This is a genomic window from Arthrobacter arabinosi (genome assembly GCF_054511115.1).
Genome location: NZ_JBTNDF010000002.1, coordinates 34,212 through 50,951, shown reverse-complemented (window position 1 = coordinate 50,951; position 16,740 = coordinate 34,212). Strand labels below are relative to the sequence as shown.

General features: G+C 65.3%; 18 protein-coding genes. 11 read left to right on the top strand and 7 right to left on the bottom strand.

Going from position 1 to position 16,740, the window contains the following annotated elements:
* Nucleotides 1-9 precede the first annotated feature (9 nt).
* The 3 genes from rpmI (at nt 10) to ACX80P_RS04440 (ending at nt 1,674) form a co-directional block, all read left to right on the top strand.
* Nucleotides 10-204, top strand: coding sequence for a 50S ribosomal protein L35 (gene rpmI, locus ACX80P_RS04450; protein WP_459276849.1), 195 nt, complete (start codon nt 10-12; stop codon nt 202-204).
* A gap of 90 nt (nt 205-294) precedes the next feature.
* Nucleotides 295-684: a 50S ribosomal protein L20 gene (gene rplT / locus ACX80P_RS04445; protein ID WP_043447574.1), complete on the top strand. Its 390-nt coding sequence runs from the start codon at nt 295-297 to the stop codon at nt 682-684.
* 45 nt (nt 685-729) lie between these two features.
* Entirely contained in the window at nt 730-1,674 is a 945-nt protein-coding gene (locus ACX80P_RS04440) for a TrmH family RNA methyltransferase (RefSeq protein WP_459277488.1), read from the top strand.
* Here ACX80P_RS04440 and ACX80P_RS04435 read toward each other — a convergent pair.
* Nucleotides 1,648-2,928: an MFS transporter gene (locus ACX80P_RS04435; protein ID WP_459276848.1), complete on the bottom strand. Its 1,281-nt coding sequence runs from the start codon at nt 2,926-2,928 to the stop codon at nt 1,648-1,650. The genes ACX80P_RS04440 and ACX80P_RS04435 overlap by 27 nt on opposite strands.
* Between ACX80P_RS04435 and ACX80P_RS04430 the strand changes: the two genes are divergently transcribed.
* The gene (locus ACX80P_RS04430; protein WP_459276847.1) at nt 2,927-3,178 is read left to right on the top strand and encodes a hypothetical protein; all 252 of its coding nucleotides are present in this window, start codon (nt 2,927-2,929) and stop codon (nt 3,176-3,178) included. The genes ACX80P_RS04435 and ACX80P_RS04430 overlap by 2 nt on opposite strands.
* Nucleotides 3,175-3,630 carry a (deoxy)nucleoside triphosphate pyrophosphohydrolase gene (locus tag ACX80P_RS04425; protein ID WP_459276846.1) on the top strand — a complete coding sequence of 152 codons (456 nt, stop codon included), beginning with the start codon at nt 3,175-3,177 and terminating at the stop codon, nt 3,628-3,630. Before ACX80P_RS04430 ends, ACX80P_RS04425 begins: the two co-directional genes overlap by 4 nt.
* An 89-nt stretch (nt 3,631-3,719) precedes the next feature.
* Here ACX80P_RS04425 and ACX80P_RS04420 read toward each other — a convergent pair whose 3' ends face one another.
* Nucleotides 3,720-4,778 carry an Rv2578c family radical SAM protein gene (locus tag ACX80P_RS04420; protein WP_459276845.1) on the bottom strand — a complete coding sequence of 353 codons (1,059 nt, stop codon included), beginning with the start codon at nt 4,776-4,778 and terminating at the stop codon, nt 3,720-3,722.
* A gap of 67 nt (nt 4,779-4,845) precedes the next feature.
* Here ACX80P_RS04420 and pcp point away from each other — a divergent pair, with 67 nt between their 5' ends.
* Nucleotides 4,846-5,484: a pyroglutamyl-peptidase I gene (gene pcp, locus ACX80P_RS04415; RefSeq protein WP_459276844.1), complete on the top strand. Its 639-nt coding sequence runs from the start codon at nt 4,846-4,848 to the stop codon at nt 5,482-5,484.
* Nucleotides 5,485-5,490: 6 nt separating this feature from the next.
* Here pcp and ACX80P_RS04410 read toward each other — a convergent pair whose 3' ends face one another.
* Nucleotides 5,491-5,985, bottom strand: coding sequence for an eCIS core domain-containing protein (locus tag ACX80P_RS04410; RefSeq protein ID WP_459276843.1), 495 nt, complete (start codon nt 5,983-5,985; stop codon nt 5,491-5,493).
* A 159-nt stretch (nt 5,986-6,144) separates the two neighbouring features.
* On the opposite strand from ACX80P_RS04410, the gene pheS reads away from it, so the two are divergent.
* The 4 genes from pheS to ACX80P_RS04390 all read left to right on the top strand — a co-directional run bounded on the left by pheS (nt 6,145) and on the right by ACX80P_RS04390 (nt 13,916).
* Nucleotides 6,145-7,227, top strand: coding sequence for a phenylalanine--tRNA ligase subunit alpha (pheS, locus tag ACX80P_RS04405; RefSeq protein ID WP_459276842.1), 1,083 nt, complete (start codon nt 6,145-6,147; stop codon nt 7,225-7,227).
* Nucleotides 7,228-9,771 (top strand): phenylalanine--tRNA ligase subunit beta, encoded by a 2,544-nt coding sequence (gene pheT / locus ACX80P_RS04400; protein WP_459276841.1) that lies wholly within the window; start codon nt 7,228-7,230, stop codon nt 9,769-9,771. It abuts the gene before it with no gap.
* Nucleotides 9,772-10,968: 1,197 nt separating this feature from the next.
* Nucleotides 10,969-12,858 carry a hypothetical protein gene (locus tag ACX80P_RS04395; protein WP_459276840.1) on the top strand — a complete coding sequence of 630 codons (1,890 nt, stop codon included), beginning with the start codon at nt 10,969-10,971 and terminating at the stop codon, nt 12,856-12,858.
* Between the two features lie 299 nt (nt 12,859-13,157).
* On the top strand, nt 13,158-13,916 hold the full coding sequence (locus ACX80P_RS04390) for a phosphotransferase (protein ID WP_459276839.1): 759 nt from the start codon (nt 13,158-13,160) through the stop codon (nt 13,914-13,916).
* A gap of 41 nt (nt 13,917-13,957) precedes the next feature.
* On the opposite strand, the gene ACX80P_RS04385 is transcribed toward ACX80P_RS04390, so the two are convergent.
* Together ACX80P_RS04385 and ACX80P_RS04380 are read right to left on the bottom strand one after the other, a co-directional pair.
* On the bottom strand, nt 13,958-14,569 hold the full coding sequence (locus ACX80P_RS04385; protein WP_459276838.1) for a hypothetical protein: 612 nt from the start codon (nt 14,567-14,569) through the stop codon (nt 13,958-13,960).
* Nucleotides 14,570-14,626: 57 nt separating this feature from the next.
* On the bottom strand, nt 14,627-14,953 hold the full coding sequence (locus ACX80P_RS04380; protein ID WP_459276837.1) for a hypothetical protein: 327 nt from the start codon (nt 14,951-14,953) through the stop codon (nt 14,627-14,629).
* 60 nt (nt 14,954-15,013) lie between these two features.
* On the opposite strand from ACX80P_RS04380, the gene ACX80P_RS04375 reads away from it, so the two are divergent.
* Nucleotides 15,014-15,292 carry a DUF7336 domain-containing protein gene (locus tag ACX80P_RS04375; RefSeq protein ID WP_459276836.1) on the top strand — a complete coding sequence of 93 codons (279 nt, stop codon included), beginning with the start codon at nt 15,014-15,016 and terminating at the stop codon, nt 15,290-15,292.
* An 81-nt stretch (nt 15,293-15,373) separates the two neighbouring features.
* Here ACX80P_RS04375 and ACX80P_RS04370 read toward each other — a convergent pair whose 3' ends face one another.
* Entirely contained in the window at nt 15,374-15,691 is a 318-nt protein-coding gene (locus ACX80P_RS04370) for a hypothetical protein (RefSeq protein ID WP_459276835.1), read from the bottom strand.
* Nucleotides 15,692-16,023: 332 nt separating this feature from the next.
* Nucleotides 16,024-16,323 carry a hypothetical protein gene (locus ACX80P_RS04365; protein ID WP_459276834.1) on the bottom strand — a complete coding sequence of 100 codons (300 nt, stop codon included), beginning with the start codon at nt 16,321-16,323 and terminating at the stop codon, nt 16,024-16,026.
* Nucleotides 16,324-16,740 lie beyond the last annotated feature (417 nt).

Below are 16,740 nucleotides of genomic sequence, written 5' to 3'. Positions count from 1 at the left end.
TCGGTTCCCATGCCGAAGATGAAGACCCACAGTGGCGCCAAGAAGCGCTTCAAGCTGACCGGCAGCGGCAAGCTCAAGCGCCAGCAGGCCAACCGCCGCCACTACCTCGAGCACAAGTCCTCGACCGTGACGCGGCGCCTCGCGAGCGACCAGATCGTCGCGAAGGCCGACACCAAGACCATCAAGAAGATGCTGGGCATCTAACCACCCACCCTCCCCGGGAAAGCGCCGGCACCCACGGTGCAGCGCTCACGGCCCTCGCCGTGACCGGAGACGAACCAAAGGAGTACGCACGTGGCACGTGTGAAACGGGCAGTCAATGCCCACAAGAAGCGTCGGGTCATCCTCGAGCGCGCCAAGGGCTACCGCGGCCAGCGTTCGCGCCTGTACCGCAAGGCGAAGGAGCAGCTGCTCCACTCGTTCGTCTACAGCTACGGTGACCGCCGCAAGCGCAAGGGCGACTTCCGTCGCCTGTGGATCCAGCGCATCAACGCTGCGTCCCGCGCCAACGGCCTGACCTACAACCGCCTGATCCAGGGCCTCAAGGCCGCCGAGATCCAGGTCGACCGCCGCATGCTCGCCGATCTTGCCGTCACCGACGGTGCGGCCTTCGCGGCCCTCGTGCAGATCGCCAAGGACGCCCTGCCGGCGGACACCTCGGCACCGCTCAAGGCTTCGGCCTAGGCGTATCGGATGTTGCGGGCCCTCGGGCCCGCACACCGGGACATCATGACCGTGAACGGACGCCCCCAGGCGCCACTGATGACCAACACCCACGCTGACCGGGTGAAGGAGGTGGCACGCCTGGCCGGGCGTCCGTCGCGGTTAAGGCGGCGGGAGTTCCTGGCGGAAGGCCCGCAGGCCGTCCGGGAGGCCCTGCGCCTGCATCTCGCGCGCCACGAGGCAGGGGAGGGGGGCGTCGTCGTCGACGTGTACGCCACGGCGGAGGCGCTCGAACGCCACACGGACGTCGCGGAGCTGGCAGGGCAGGACGGCGTCCCGGCCGTGAGGCTCGCCACCGCCGACGTCCTCGCGGCCATGTCCTCGACCGTCACGCCCCAGGGTTTCATCGCGGTGTGCCGGTTCGTGGACGTCCCTCTCGACGCCGTGCTCTCCTCCGCGCCGCGCCTCGTCGCCGTCCTCGTGGAGGTGCGCGACCCGGGGAATGCGGGCACCATCATCCGGGCGGCGGACTCCGCGGGCGCCGGCGCCGTGATCCTGACCGGCGCGAGCGTGGACCCCTACAACCCGAAGACCGTCCGGTCCACGGTCGGTTCGCTCTTCCACCTGCCGCTCGTGCTCGGCGTCGAACTCGAGGGGCTTCCGGACCGCCTCCGGGCCGCCGGCATGACCGTCCTCGCCGCCGACGGCTATGGCAGCACCAGCCTCGACGACCTGCAGGACGCCAGCGCGCAGCGCAGTCTCGCTGCCTCGTCCTCGCCGCAGGACGCGCACGCGGACGCCGTCGGCCCGGATGGCCGTGAGCCGGTGCGCCTCGAGGACGCCGGTGCCTGGCTCTTCGGCAACGAGGCCCAGGGCCTGCCGGAGGACGTCACCGCCGCCGCGGACGCGCGGGTCGCGGTGCCCATCTACGGCAGCGCGGAGTCCCTCAACGTCGGAACCGCCGCCACGGTCTGCCTGTACGCCTCAGCCCGCGCGCAGCGGACCCGCTGACCCCGCCCGCCCGGCCGACTCGGTCGTCCCGTCGCCGCGCCCGGCCCCGCCATCGGTCCTCCTGCGCCGGTCCATCGCGCCGCTGAGCAGGGCGACGCCGAGCCCCAGGATCGCCAGGCCCGCCCCCACCAGGGCGGGCGCCGTGAAGCCCCAGCCCGCAGCGATCACGGCACCGCCCAGTGCCGCGCCCAGCGCGTTCGCCAGGTTCAGCGACGAGTGGTTCATGGAGGACGCGAGCGACGGCGCCCCCGGCGAGACATCCAGCAGGCGCGCCTGCAGCGGCGGGATGAGCGCCGACCCGCTCGTCCCGACCAGGAAGACGAAGAGACAGGCGGTCCAGGGGAGGGTCGCCGCGAAAGGGAACAGCAGGAGGACCACCGCGATGACACCCATGACGCCGTAGATGCTGCCCATGATGGAACGGTCCGCGAGGCGCCCGCCGACGACGTTCCCGACCACCATGCCCAGGCCGTACAGGGCGACGACGAGCGGCAGGAGCGACGCGCTGACGCCCGCCACCTCGGTCATGGTCGGCGCGATGTACGAGTAGACCGCGAAGAAGCCGCCGAAGCCCACGATCCCGATGAGCAGGGTCATCCAGAGCTGCGGGCGGCGCAGGGCCCCGAGCTCCTTGCGGATGCTCGCCCCGGGCCGCACCGGGACGTCCGGGACGAAGGTGCGGACCAGGACGAGCGTCACCGCGCCGATGAGGCCCACGAGCAGGAACATGGAGCGCCAGCCGAACTGCTGGCCGAGCCAGGTGGCGAACGGGACGCCCACCACGTTGGCGATGCTCAGGCCCAGCATGACCATGGAGATGGCCCGCCCCCGACGCGCGGGGTCCGCGAGGGACGCGGCGAGGACGGCGGCGACACCGAAGTACGCGCCGTGCGGGAGGCCGGAGAGGAACCGCGAAGCCAGCATCCAGCCGAAACCGGACGCGAAGAAGGAGGACAGGTTGGCGAGCGTGATGAGCAGCATGAGCGCCAGGGCGACGGTGCGCTGCGGTTTCTTCGCCCCCAGGGTGGCGAGGACCGGCGCGCCCACCACGACGCCGAGGGCGTACGCGGAGATCACGTGCCCGCCCTGCGCGTAGTCCACGCCGAGATCCGCCCGCATCTCCTCCAGCAGGCCCATGATGGTGAACTCGGTGGTGCCGATCGCGAACCCGCCCACCGCGAGAGACCCGATGGCCAGGAAGAGCGGTCGGCCGGTCAGCCGGTTCGATGGCGAAGGGGGAGGGGAGGCAGTCATGGGGGTCCTTGCGGCTGGATCGGGAACGGGAGGATCGGCCGCCGGGACTCCTCCGAGGAGTGCGGAGTGGGACGGCGACACGGACGCCGTCGTCCCTTCAAGCGTAGGCGACGACGCCGCACCACCGGCGAAGAACAACCCCGGTGGACCACGGGAGGAGAGGTGGCTGGCGATCGCCGGCTACCGAATGCACCAGGCGGCCTCGGGCACGTCTCCGGCGCGCGCCGTCGTCGATAGAATCGCCGGGTGACGCAACCCTCTCCGCCCCAGCTCCTCCAGATCGTGGGGGCGGCCGTCGTCGACTCCCTCGAGCAGCCCACCCGCCTGCTCGTCGCCCGCCGCTCGGCGCCACCGCAGTTCGCCGGGATGTGGGAGTTCCCCGGCGGGAAGGTGGAGGCGGGGGAGCACTGCGAGGACGCCCTGCTGCGGGAGCTCGACGAGGAGCTGGGCGTCACCGCGATGCTCGGCGCCGAGATCACCGGCCCGGGACCGCAGGGATGGCCGCTCAACGAACGCGCAGCGATGCGCGTCTGGCTGGCGGAGGTCACCGTCGGGGAGGCGAAGCCGCTGCAGGACCACGACGACCTGCGCTGGTTGCCGCTCCACCCCGGCGACGAGCTCGACGACCTGCCATGGATCCCCGCCGATCGTCCCATCCTCACCGCGCTGCGATCAGTCACGGCTCCCCGCCCGGCCCGCTGACACGACAGCCCTCTGAAGGCTCACCACTGACGGGTCGGGCCTTCGTCAACCCGGCCGGCCTGCGACAACCCGGCCCTGAAGCCCGTGCCTCAGAACAGCGCGGCCTGCCCCGGATCCGGCACCGGGGCGGTGGACGAAGGCGCGGCGGTTGCTCCGACCGGTCCCTCCGCGGACAGGTTGCGGAAGAAGCCGGCGCCCGCCACCAGGCCGTGCTTCCGGCGGAAGATCCGGATCCGTCCGGAGAGCCAGTCCCGGTACTCCTTCGACGCGTAGCTGCCGCCGCGGTACAGGTCCTCGTAGCGCGGGACGAGCCGCGGGTGGTGCGCGGCGAGCCACTGCATGAACCACTCGCGGGAGCCGGGCCGCAGGTGCAGGGGACCCGCCGTCACGCCCGTCGCGCCGGCCGCGGCCAGGGCGCCGAACAGCTGGTCGAGCGACTCGTCGCCGTCGGTGAGCCAGGGGAGGACCGGCATGGCCATGACACCGCACGGCAGGCCGGCCTCACGGAGCCGGGAGACGAGCGCGAGCCGGGCCTTCGGGGCCGGCGTCCCGGGTTCGATCGCCTCCGCGAGTACCGGGTCCACCAGCGCCAGGGAAATCCCCATCCCGATCCCTACCGACTGCGACGCCGCCTTCAGGAGCGGGATGTCACGTGCGAGCAGCGTCCCCTTGGTCAGGATCGAGAACGGGGTCCCCGAGTCCGCGAGCGCCGAGATGATGCCCGGCATGAGTCTGTAGCGTCCCTCGGCCCGCTGGTACGGGTCCGTGTTGGTGCCCAGGGCCACGTGCTCGCGTCCCCAGGAGGGCCTGCCCAGCTCGCGGGCGAGAACCTCCGCCGCATTGATCTTGACGACCAGCTGCGCGTCGAAATCGAGGCCGGTGTCGAGGTTCAGGTAGCTGTGGGTCTTCCGCGCGAAGCAGTACACGCAGGCATGGGAGCAGCCGCGGAACGGATTGACGGTCCAGGAGAAGGGCATCGACGAGGTGGGCGGGACGCGGTTGAGCACCGATTTCGCCGCGACCTCGTGGAAGGTGATCCCGGCGAAGTCGGGCGTCCGCACGGTCCTGACCAGCCCGGCGAGCGGCACCAGCGGCTGCTCGGCCATCGCACCGCCGTCGTCCGTGATCTTCTGCCCTTCCCATCGCATGCACCCATTAGAACACGTGTACTAATATCCCGTCACCGGGGATTCCGGGGGCGTCTAGGCTGGGGGCATGATCCTGCTGACAGGCTTCGAACCCTTCGGGGGAGAATCGACCAACCCGTCCTGGCAGGCCGCGCAGCGCGCCGCCGAACTGCTCGGCGGGCAGGGTCTGGAGGCCGTCGCCGTCCAGGTGCCGTGCGTCTTCGGCCGGAGCATCGAGGTGCTGGAGGGCGCCCTCGGGCAGTACGACCCCGGGATCGTCCTGTGCGTCGGGCAGGCCGGCGGGCGCGAGCGGATCTCGCTGGAACGCGTGGCCATCAACGTCGACGACGCCCGCATCCCCGACAACGCCGGGCTCCAGCCCATCGACGAACCCGTGGTGGCGGGCGGTCCGGCAGCGTACTTCAGCACCCTGCCGGTCAAGGCGTGCGCTGAGGCCGTGGCCGGGCTGGGCATCCCCGCCGAGGTCTCGCAGACGGCCGGCACCTACGTGTGCAACCACCTCTTCTACGGCCTCATGGACCTGCTGGCGGATCGGCAGGGGACCCGCGGCGGGTTCATCCATGTGCCCTACTCGACCGGGCAGGCGGACGCCCACGGGCAGCCGGGCCTCGCGGTCGAGGCGATGGCCGAGGCCCTCGTCGCGATCGCGGCGACGACGGCGACCACCGGCGTCGACGCGCGGATCACGGCCGGCGCGGAGCACTGACCGGCGTCATCGCCGGCCGGGCAGACGGCCAGCCGCGGCGGCCACAGCGCCGACCGAGGCTCTGACCGACACCCTGACCACCGCCCCGAGCGGACGCGTCGGCCCCTCCCGATAGCCGCCGTCGCGCAGTCCTGCCCCGCGTTCGAAGAGGTTGCGCGAGGCCGGATCGCCCGTCCGCAGGAGCGAATAGCCAGCGGCCACCACGTACGCCGGAAGGAAGGGCAGGCCGAGGCACGCCGCGTACTGGCGGGTGTGGCGCGCCTCGTGCTCGAGGAGCCGCAGGAACGCCGCCGGAGCCCTGGAGGGTGCGGTGCCTCGCAGCAGGACCACGCTGCCCACCGTGAATGCCCGTGCCTTCGGCAGGCGACGGCGGTAGCCCTCCGCGAGCAGGATGCCGTACGGTCCGCGCGAGACGCGGCAGCCGGAGAGAGCCGCCACGGCCAGGCCGCACGGTGTCGACAGGTTGATCCAGTTGAGGAACGGCACGAGCCTCCGGTTCATGCCGCCATCGTACGAGGTGTTGCTCCTCCGCCGAACCCGTCGCCTAGACTTGAGACGCCGGTGCGCCCCGCTGCGTCCCGGCGTTTTCCTGTCCACGGCGTGGTCCGTCCGAGCGAACGGCCCGCCGCACGTCCTCGAGAGTGCAAGGTACGCAACCCCATGGCCGAAACCCCAGAGCACGCCGGGCCCACCGCCCGCGATGCCCAGGTCCCCGATCCGCTGGACGCCGCGTCGGTCGCCGCCGTCGTCGACGCCGCGCTCGCCGACATCGCCTCCGCGGCCGACCTCGACGCCCTCAAGGCCGTGCGGATCGCGCACACCGGCGAGAAGTCGCTGCTGAGCCTCGCGAACCGGGGCATCGGAGCCCTGCCGAAGGACCAGAAGTCGGCAGCGGGCAAGAACATCGGCCCGGCCCGCGGGCGGATCAACCAGGCGCTCGCCGCCCGCACCGTGGAGCTCGAGGCCGAGCGCGACGCGCGCATCCTCGTCGAGGAGGCCGTGGACGTCACCGCCGCCCCGCGCCGCCGCCGGACCGGCGCGCGGCACCCCCTGTCGACTCTGCAGGAACGCGTCAGCGACGTCTTCGTGGGCATGGGCTGGGAGATCGCCGAAGGACCCGAGCTCGAGTCGGAATGGTTCAACTTCGACGCCCTGAACTTCAAGCCCGATCACCCGGCACGCGAGATGCAGGACACGTTCTTCGTCGAGCCGCCCGAGGCCCACCTGGTGCTGCGCACGCACACCTCGCCGGTCCAGGCCCGCTCGATGCTCGAGCGCGACCTGCCGATCTACGTCCTGTGCCCGGGCAAGGTGTTCCGCACCGACGAGCTCGACGCCACCCACACCCCGGTGTTCCACCAGTTCGAGGGCCTCGCCATCGACAAGGGCCTCACCATGGCGGACCTCGTGGGCACGCTCGAGCACTTCACGCAGCAGCTCTTCGGCGACGACGCCAAGGTGCGCCTGCGCCCCAACTACTTCCCCTTCACGGAGCCGAGCGCGGAGCTCGACATCTGGCACCCGGGCGCCAAGGGCGGCCCGCGCTGGATCGAGTGGGGCGGCTGCGGCATGGTCAATCCCAACGTCCTGCGCGCCACCGGCATCGACCCGGAGGTCTACTCCGGGTTCGCCTTCGGCATGGGGATCGAGCGGGCGCTCATGTTCCGCAACGAGGTCATCGACATGCGGGACATGATCGAGGGCGACGTACGTTTCAGCGAACACTTCGGGATGGAGATCTAGGTGAGAATCCCACTGTCCTGGCTGCGCGAGTACGCAGCCGTGCCTGCGGACGCGACCGCGGAAGACGTGATGGCCGAACTGGTGAAAGTGGGCCTGGAGGAAGAGGACGTCCACCGTCCCACGGACGAGCTGACCGGCCCGATCGTGGTCGGCGAGGTCCTCAGCCTCGTCAAGGAACCGCAGTCCAACGGCAAGACGATCAACTGGTGCGAGGTGCGCGTGGTGCCCGAGGGCGCCGAGCAGACCCTGACGGGCGACGGCATCGACCCGTCGGGCGTGCAGGGCATCGTGTGTGGCGCCCACAACTTCGACATCGGTGACAAGGTGGTCGTCACGCTGCCCGGCGCCGTCCTGCCCGGCGACTTCCGCATCAGCCCCCGCAAGACGTACGGGCACGTGTCCGCAGGCATGATCGCGTCCGTCCGTGAACTCGGCATCGGGGACGACCACGACGGCATCCTCGTGCTGTCGACCCTCGGACTCGACCCCGAGGTCGGTACCGACGCCATGGAACTGCTCGGCCTGTACGACCAGGCCGCCGAGATCAACGTGACCCCCGACCGCGGGTACTGCTTCTCCATCCGGGGCACCGCGCGCGAGTACGCACACGCCACCGGGACGGCCTTCACCGATCCGGCCGCCGCCGTCGTCGTGCCGCCCGCTTCGGGCACCGGCTACCCGGTGCGGCTCGAGGACGCCTCTCCCGTCTACGGCATGCCCGGCTGCGACCGCTTCGTGGCGCGGACCGTCCGCGGTGTCGACCCCACGCGTCCCACGCCGCCGTGGATGTCCGCCCGGCTGCGCCTCGCCGGTATCCGCTCCATCTCGCTCGTCGTCGACATCTCCAACTACGTGATGCTCGAACTCGGTCAGCCCCTGCACTTCTACGATCTCGACACGCTGTCGGGCGACATCGTGGTGCGCCGCGCCGCCCCGGGCGAGACCCTGCGGACCCTCGACGATCGGGAGCGCGCGCTCGACGCCGAGGACCTCCTCATCACCGATGACACGGGTCCCATCGGCATCGCAGGCGTCATGGGCGGCGCCTCCACGGAGGTCTCGGCGGGCACGGCGAACGTGCTCATCGAGTCCGCACACTTCGACGCCGTCAGCATCGGCCGGTCCCGGCGCCGCCACCGGCTGCCCTCCGAGGCGTCCAAGCGCTTCGAGCGCGGCGTGGACTGGCACGTGGCGGACATCGCCGCGCAGCGCGCGGTCGAACTCCTCCTCGAGCTCGCCGGCGGAACCGTCGACGACGCCGTCACCGATGTCGGGCGAGCACCGGAACCGCGGGTCATCGAACTCGCGGCCGACTTCCCCGCCCGCCTCATCGGACGCGACTTCAGCGGCGAGGAGATCCGCGGCACGCTCACGGACCTCGGTGCGACCGTCGAGGAGGCCGGCGGCGGCTACCGCGTCACCGTGCCCAGCTGGCGCAGCGACCTCGAGACGCGCGAGGACCTGACCGAGGAGATCATCCGGCTCCTCGGCTACGACACGATTCCGTCGTCCCTGCCGGTCGCGCCGCCCGGCCGCGGCCTGACGCGCGTGCAGCAGCAGCGCCGCCGTCTCCTGAACGCCCTCGCGGCGGCGGGACTCACGGAGGTGCTCTCCTACCCGTTCGTCAGCGAGGCGTCGAACGCCGTGTTCGGCACGCCGGACGAGGGCAAGGTTCCCGCGTCGGTGAAACTTGCTAATCCGCTCAGCGCCGAACGCGGCTTCCTCCGCCGGTCGATCCTGCCCGGCCTCGTCGAGCTGGCGAAGCGGAACACCTCGCGGGGTTTCCGCGACCTCGCCCTGTTCGAGGCGGGATCGGTCTTCCTGCCCGAGGGAGACCTCGGCTCAGAGTCCATCCCGCCGCTGGGTATCAGGCCCGACGACGACGTCCTCGACGCGCTGTACGCCGGGATACCGGACCAGCCGCTGATGGTCGCCGCGCTCTTCACGGGGCACGAGACGGCGCCGTCGGCGGGTGTCACCCCGCGGGCGTGGGACTGGGCGGACGCGGTCGACGTCGTGCAGCTCATGGCACAGGTCACCGGAGTCGACGTCGTCGTCCGGCAGGGAAGCCACCAGGCGTTCCACCCCGGTCGCACCGCGGAGTTCACGCTGCGCAGCGGGGAGCTGCTGGGCTACGCGGGTGAGCTGCACCCCCAGCTGATCGCCGCACAGGACCTGCCGCCGCGCACGGTGGCCCTGGAGATCACCGCGGACCTGCTGTTCGAGGCCGCGGCCGATGTGATCGTCGCGCGATCACTGTCCACGTACCCGCCGGCCACGCAGGACGTCGCGCTCGTCGTCGAATCCTCCGTGGTCGCGGGTGACGTGCTCGAGACCCTCCGTGAGGGCGCCGGTGAGCTCCTCGAGGACGTCGCCTTGTTCGACGTCTACATGGGACAGGGCATCCCCGAGGGGCGGAAGTCCCTGGCCTTCGCGCTGCGCTTCCGGGCTCCGGACCGGACCCTGACGGCGGACGAGGCCAGTGCTGCCCGTGATGCCGCCGTGGCCCTCGCGGCCGAGCGGCACGGCGCCGTGCAGCGCTGACTCCTGCAGCACATCGACAGGCGGAAGGACCGTTCCCTGCGTGGGGGCGGGCCTTCCCCTGTCTGACGGACGGATGAACGGACGGGTCTCGGTCTCAGTCTCCGTCGCAGCGGATGCGCCACTGCCGGTCGGTTCCACGGCGATGTCGCAGGCATCAGGCATTGAACCCACCGGCTACTCGAGTGTGTGACAACGGATTCCGCCCCCGGGTGCAGGCAGCGAAGGCTTCGCGGAATCATCGCAGAGCGCAGTCTGTGCCGATGTGGCCGTCGCCGACATGGACGCGCTTGTTGAGGACTCCGAGGGTTCGGGGTCCGTCGCTGTGGGCTCCGGACTCTTGTTGAGTGGTCGAAACCCGGGTATCCGCTGAGCATGCCGGCTCTGTAACGCTCAGGGCACCTTCACCGGGCAATTTCTCGGGCGGGTCTTACGGGAATGACGGCAATCGGTGTTCATCGGGGCTTTTCCTCATTGCTCAGATCGGCGAGGAGCGTCCCGGTGGGCGACCCCCTTATGACATGTGTCTTCCTGGAGCATCTGCTCCCACGACCGACTTCAACAGCCGAGTTCATGCGTAGGAACGAAGTGCTGATAGGAGCAGTGACGGGCAACGAAGTTCAACACTGCGGTCTTAGCTAAAGCGCCTAAAGCAGAAGTAGTATCGCTGACATGAGCAAAAAGTGGCCTCGTAATAGGTACACCGGACCGGGAGGCGGGCTTAGCAGCGGCCCGGGCGGTGGACTCGACAAGCACAACGGTGGCGGCGCCGACAGGTACAACCGCGGTGGGCTCGACGGGTAACATTGGTGGCGGGCTCGACAGGTACAACGGTGGCGGGTTGGATACTTATCTAATGGCGGCTTATATAACGGTCCATTGGCTGACCCCTATATGGCCAACACCCCTCCCATGCACATCTTCATTCTGGAGCTCAGATCTCGTGGTTACGACGCGGAAGCGGACGTTATTGCAAGGCGCACGGACTGGACCTCTAACTGGCGTTCCTCAACGGACGAAAGTTTGAGACTGCGTGAAGTAGGGGCGGCTTTTGCCGCTGGAACTCGAATCGAACGATGGGTCAGTGGTCAGTGGTCAGAGGTCAGAGGAAGAGTGCGAGTTCACATCGCCGTCGTACGCGCCTGCAACGGAGACCGAGTATGCGCACGCAAGAACACCAACAGATAAGCGGCGAACCCCATGAACATTGAGCTTCAGGCCGTCACCCAAATAATAGATATGGTCTCCAGCTGTCCCCATCTAGAACCTTATCTAGACTGGGGGGATAGAACCCCGTTTACCGATGGACACATTGACATTCATTCGTCACTGGAAACGCATGCTAACTCAAACTTTGTGGGACGCGTCGGAGTTCAAGTTAAAGGTAGGAAGTTCGAGGGAGCGTTAAAATACCTCCCGCGTAGCTTCTCAATCAAGAAAGTTGACCTCGAAGGATACCTAAAGACTCACGGTGTTCTCTACTTTGTTGTTCACATAAATCCAAAAACGGGCAAAAGACACCCGACTTATATTTTGCTAAATCCGTACAAGATTCAGTTGCTTATCAAAGAGATGGGTAAGCGGAAGTCAGTTTCGATACCGACAAAGCCTCTGCCTTCCGATTCGTCTAAAATAGAGAAGATTGTTCAGCTCGCTTTACAAACCACAAACGAAAATCCTAATGCCCGAATCGACTATACCCAGCTAAGCGATCTGAGTAGGATTACGCTCTACACCGATGGAGAACTGAACTTAGACGCTCCCATAACCCTGAATCACAGAAACTACGATTTCAGCCTCGTTATCGAAACCACGGGCGGGGCATCGGTGTACGTCGATCAGGTCTTTACAATCGTCCCGGAAGAATATGTCAGCAAGCCGACCGACCTGATTGTCGCTAGTGGCGACTTTAAATTTTCCCACCCAACCCGGCGCCGAGTTAACGATCGAACTTTCGAGCTTCAACTCAGTGAAGGGCTAAAAATCCAGCTATCTGGCCCGGACGGTACCTCTCCCGCGCCGGCCAACGGCACCTCTCCCGCGCCGGCTAACGGTGGCTCTCCCGCGTCGGCCAACGGTGGCTCTCCTGCGCTGGATTTGCTCTCCTCTGGCACTGTTTCGTTAGTCATGGCCCCCACGCTGCGTGAACGATTCAATGACTTGGGGTTCTACCTTGCATGCATGGAAACAGCGGTCTTCAAAGTAAACGGTACTGAAAGCAAATTCGAGGTCAACTCAGACTCTGACCTTAAGGATTTACAAGAACACTTTGAATACCTCAAGACTTTAGTGACCCTATTTGATGAATTGGGGGTAAACTCAAATCTGATTGAAATGGATGCCCTAGACGACAAGCGACGGCGTCAGATTGTCGGCCTATACGACGTAATGATCCAGGGAAGAGACATCAGTAGCGCCCATCATGAAATGGGGCGAATTGCACAACCAGTAGGAAATTGGCACCTTCAACTCATCGTCTTACCAAATGGTGAGGGAGAAAAATGGATGTGCAACGATTTGTTCGACCCAAAGCTACAGCAACAATTTGCATTAAGTTTCGAGGATGACGAAGGTGAAGCTGAGTTCACAAGAGTAACTCCATACGACTTCATGGAGACCGAACAACTTCCATTCATCCTTAATTTGCACCTCGACGGTTTAGTCGAGGCATACAGCAACGTGTTTGAATATAACGGCGCTGGCTCTCGTGCTAATGCTACGGTGCTCAAGCTTATTCATGCCGCCGATGTTGTTTACCTGCGGAAGACTGAGTTTTTAGATGCAGCTTCTGCACTCAATGAGTGGTTGCTGTCAAAGGAAGGAGATCGCTCGCATCATCTGATAAACCGGTGGCAGATTGCCGTCAGGGAAGAAAAAGTCACTCAGGATGACCGATTTGGGATCCGGTCCCTGAGGGACAAAGCGATCAAGCATGAGGTGGACATGCCGCTTCTTGTAGAGACTTCCTGCGCAATTCTCCTCGGTGATGCGGAAGAGTTTGCCTACTGCACCAGTCGTTTAGATGAGGATCAGCTAACCGAAATCCAAAAATGGCCTATTTGGACGCTGCGCCCTGTAAAAGAGTCATAATCCCCTAGACCTGCATCTACAGCTCTACCGGGGTACAGGTGGGGGTAGTTGATCCCGCGGCCGGCGTCTGGTCGGGATCTCGCGGTGCTCGACGCCGTCCGTTGTGGTTTGGTGCTCAATACGATTCCTTTCAAGCACAAAACCAGTCGAATTGAGCTTAAGGCCAGTCAAACAGATTGGCTTGTGGTGTACCCAGTGGCAGAGCTAACCGTCTACCAGCGCCCATAAGCCGATGGTTCTGCGGGTCGACCGTTCAGGCCGCAGAACCATGGTTCTGCGGGCACCGTTAGCATCAAAAAATGGATGACGAGCAGAAACTCGAAGGCGGCAACGTCAATGATGGTGTCGTGCGCATCGGGTCGACGGTCCGCAAGCCGTGGACGGCGTCGACACCTGATGTTCTCGAATTCATGAGGGTTGTCAGGGAAGCCGGCGTCGATGTTCCAGCAGTCCTCGGCCAGGATGAGCAGGGCCGGCAAGTCACCGAGTTTATACCCGGGCGACTGGCCCTCGAATCGGATCCACTCACGCCTGCGGAGCTTCATCGGGTCGGTGCGCTGGTCCGCGCGATCCACGAAGCAAGCGAGTCCTTCGTTCCCTCACCTGGCGCGCGATGGACCACAGCTTTTCAGGCACCCGGAAGTGACCTGATCTGCCACAACGACCTTGCACCCTGGAATCTCATCATTGGTGAACGGTGGACCTTCATCGACTGGAACGCCGCCGCACCGAGTACTCGCTTGTGGGACCTCGCCTACGCCGCTCAAGCCTTCACCCTTTCGGACCCCCGTCAGGCTCCAGAGGAAGCCGGCCGACACCTCGCAGCGTTTGTCGATGGATACGGCGCGGGCCAGTCACTGCGGGAACAACTACCAGCAGCCATGCACCAGCGCGCCGCAGCGATGCACCACCTCCTGCAGTCCTCCTATGATTCCGGGGTGGAACCGTGGGGCTCGATGTATGTCGACGGCCACGGGGACCACTGGCGCACCGCAACCCACTACGTGCAACTACATCAGGATTCCTGGTCAAAAGCCCTTCATACAGCGAGCCGCTAAGGGATCCCTAACCGGGCACTCCGCCGTTCAGGACTTCCCAGCTAGTGGGCGCGTGAGACCCTTGCGCGTACATCCTTGCGGTCCGTGAACTCTGCTGATGGAGCGGGTCCAGCAATCGCGGCGAGACCTTCGAGGTAGTGATCCCCGATCCTGGCAACGGTGATACTCCGCCGAGCATAACCTTGTGGAGCGTCGTGCCAGGTTGCATCCGGCCGGACCTCCCACAGATAGAGATACCGGCGGGTCAACTCGTTCGGAACACCTATCCACACGGCGTCGTACTTCTTATCTCGTTCGATCGAGAACAGGACACCTGGGGCGAGGAAGGACTTGAGCATGCCCGAGGTCGTATCTAGATCGGGTATTGGTCGACCCGAGGGGACACCTGGTGGCCATTCCGGTCGAGTCTTGGCGAACTGCTGCTCGAAGGACCGGTCGGGTCGCACGCGTGAGATCTCGCGGAGACGGACAGCTGCATACCCGTCGAAGAACCCTCCATCCATCGTCTGCGCGAGTAGCACCCACTTCCGGCCTACCGCGACGACGAAGCCGTCAACTCTCTGACCGGGACGTGATCGGCGGCCGAGGCGCACCATGAACTGCTCCTGCTGCGCGGTCAGCAATCGTGATCGGGTCTTCTCAATAGTGGGCACAGCTCATTGTGTCCGACGACCGCGTATACGGATCGATATGAGGACATCGTCCAGGCATCACGCCTCGAAATTCAGAGAGTTCAAACTCGCGCAGAAGGGGATCATTTGCTCAGAACCGACAACCTCGCTCAAGGGTTCTTGGAACCAGGTCACCCAGATAGCGTCTACTTCGTCGCTACGCACGGATCCGTTCTTGAGCAGCAGACTCACGATGGGGGCTGCCTCGAGCTCGTACTCATCCTGGGGCGCACCCTCTGCCGTGCCGGGTTGCAGCCCATAGGGATCCACGTCGTTGAGCAACGCCAGCACTGACGTGACCGCATCTTTCCATCTTCGCGTGCCCGATCGCATCTCTACAGGATGCACCAGCGGTGCCTCGCTCAACGATCCTGCTCTGGGACGTCTAAAGGGTCCATGAGTCGTTGCGGCTGAGAAACTGCCTCCATGGACGTTTACATGGTGTGGCACATTCATCACGCAAAGTGGCTCCACGGTTCTCCTACCGAGCATTTCGGTGACGATGGTCAGATCCTGCTCGATGGGCAGTCTGGCGACGACACGAAGATGCTCGGTGTCTACGCATCTCAGGAGGAGGCTCAGGCGCGAATCGATCGAGCACAGACCCAGCCTGGGTTCGAGGACGAACCAGAATGCTTCTTTATCGACGCTGCGACTCTTGGGGAGGACTTGTGGACTGACGGCTACGTGACCGTCCCGGATTAGACCCAGTTGACCTCCCGCTTATCGATCCATTACCGGGCGCTAGGTCCAGGCTCACGCGTGTCCTTCGTGGGTAGCTCCCATTTAGAACGGGGCGAACCCAACGAAGAGGGAGAGAAACAGGGCAGAGAGGAGCCAAATGAACCCCAGGCCCGCGAACAGAAGGCTTCCCTGTGGTGAACGGTCTTTGAGCACCGTCTGCGGCTTCACGCACAGGTAGATGAGGACAAGGAAGGGAGCGAAGAGTAGAGCCGCCGCGGCAGCCCTGAAGATCTGGGCGCCGGCAGCGACCTCTAGTGCGAAACCCTGTTGGATTTTGATCCAGAACCAGGCCACGAGAAGGCTGGCGAACAGGACCGTCGCCGTTAGTGCCGCAGGCTTGGCGGTATTGACTTCTCTCATGATGCTTCCCTTAGGTTCTCCACACATCGCGGTCTCACCTAGAACCTACTGGGAAATGACCTGACGACGAGAATGCACGCCGGGTCCGGTGGAGGATGGGTCACCGGCCGGCGCAAGTGCGACAGTGGGACGACTGCGCTTCCACTTGTATCCGGAAGAGTTCCGCCGCGACGTCGTGTCCGTCGCGCGAAAGCACAGAGTCCCGCTGGCTGGATAACACTCTCACGAGCGCTGGACCGAGATGTGCTCTCACGCTCCCACGGGCCGCAGCAAATAGGATCCACTCCTCGAAGCACCACCCGGCGGTAAGCCGCAGGGCCACACGTCCTGGCTTAGCGGTAGTCAAGCACCTCCCAGCACAGCGCTTCGATCATTGAATGATCGTTAAATCCTGGGTGTGTCTGGCGTAAAGAGGCCATGTTGGGTTCGTGGCGCCCTGACGAAATGTCCATATTGATGGCCTCTCTAATGAGGGCGTCGGTACGCGCTATCGCCTCCTCAATGACTTCGTGCGAGTGCATGTCGCCTAGAGCCTCCTCAAGGCTGATCGGACCCAAACCGTACTGTCCGACATGTCTCGAGAATTTACGATTGAAACTATGTAGAGCGAACACCCCATCGAGAGCGCTCATGTCTCGGGCCTTTTGGATGAGCGTGAGCCGTCTGGCCCGTACCCCCACCCGGTATTCTTCGATTCGGATCAAGGCTTCGTCGAGCTCGGCCTCATAGCGCTCGGCGGAAAATCCCGGAACCGTGCAACCGATCTGTTCGACTGCGCCAGCACGGTCCGTTTTACCCTCGAGTAATCGGGTGACCCGGAACGTAGCGGCTTGGCGTAACCGTTGTTCTCGGTGCTCGGATGTCTCCTCTGGCCTGGGACGCTTAAGCCGTGGCGGAGGGTCTTCCCTGGGCATCGTGACCAGTCCTATATGCACATGCCGTCGTCGACGACCAACGAAGTGACCAACCCCGACACATAGGAAAACCCCGCCAGGTATCCAAGACAGCTGCCCGGTCAATAAGTAAAGCACTGCCCCACCTAGCACGCC

Coding starts and splice junctions, on each gene's coding strand:
- ACX80P_RS04420 (WP_459276845.1), bottom strand. CDS start 4,778: ATGCGATGGGAAGGGCAGAAGATCACGGACGACGGCGGTGCGATGGCC.
- ACX80P_RS04410 (WP_459276843.1), bottom strand. CDS start 5,985: ATGAACCGGAGGCTCGTGCCGTTCCTCAACTGGATCAACCTGTCGACA.
- pcp (WP_459276844.1), top strand. CDS start 4,846: ATGATCCTGCTGACAGGCTTCGAACCCTTCGGGGGAGAATCGACCAAC.
- ACX80P_RS04440 (WP_459277488.1), top strand. CDS start 730: ATGACCGTGAACGGACGCCCCCAGGCGCCACTGATGACCAACACCCAC.
- pheS (WP_459276842.1), top strand. CDS start 6,145: ATGGCCGAAACCCCAGAGCACGCCGGGCCCACCGCCCGCGATGCCCAG.
- ACX80P_RS04365 (WP_459276834.1), bottom strand. CDS start 16,323: ATGAGCGCTCTCGATGGGGTGTTCGCTCTACATAGTTTCAATCGTAAA.
- rpmI (WP_459276849.1), top strand. CDS start 10: ATGCCGAAGATGAAGACCCACAGTGGCGCCAAGAAGCGCTTCAAGCTG.
- ACX80P_RS04430 (WP_459276847.1), top strand. CDS start 2,927: ATGGGGGTCCTTGCGGCTGGATCGGGAACGGGAGGATCGGCCGCCGGG.
- ACX80P_RS04375 (WP_459276836.1), top strand. CDS start 15,014: ATGGACGTTTACATGGTGTGGCACATTCATCACGCAAAGTGGCTCCAC.
- ACX80P_RS04390 (WP_459276839.1), top strand. CDS start 13,158: ATGGATGACGAGCAGAAACTCGAAGGCGGCAACGTCAATGATGGTGTC.
- ACX80P_RS04395 (WP_459276840.1), top strand. CDS start 10,969: ATGAACATTGAGCTTCAGGCCGTCACCCAAATAATAGATATGGTCTCC.
- ACX80P_RS04370 (WP_459276835.1), bottom strand. CDS start 15,691: ATGAGAGAAGTCAATACCGCCAAGCCTGCGGCACTAACGGCGACGGTC.
- ACX80P_RS04435 (WP_459276848.1), bottom strand. CDS start 2,928: ATGACTGCCTCCCCTCCCCCTTCGCCATCGAACCGGCTGACCGGCCGA.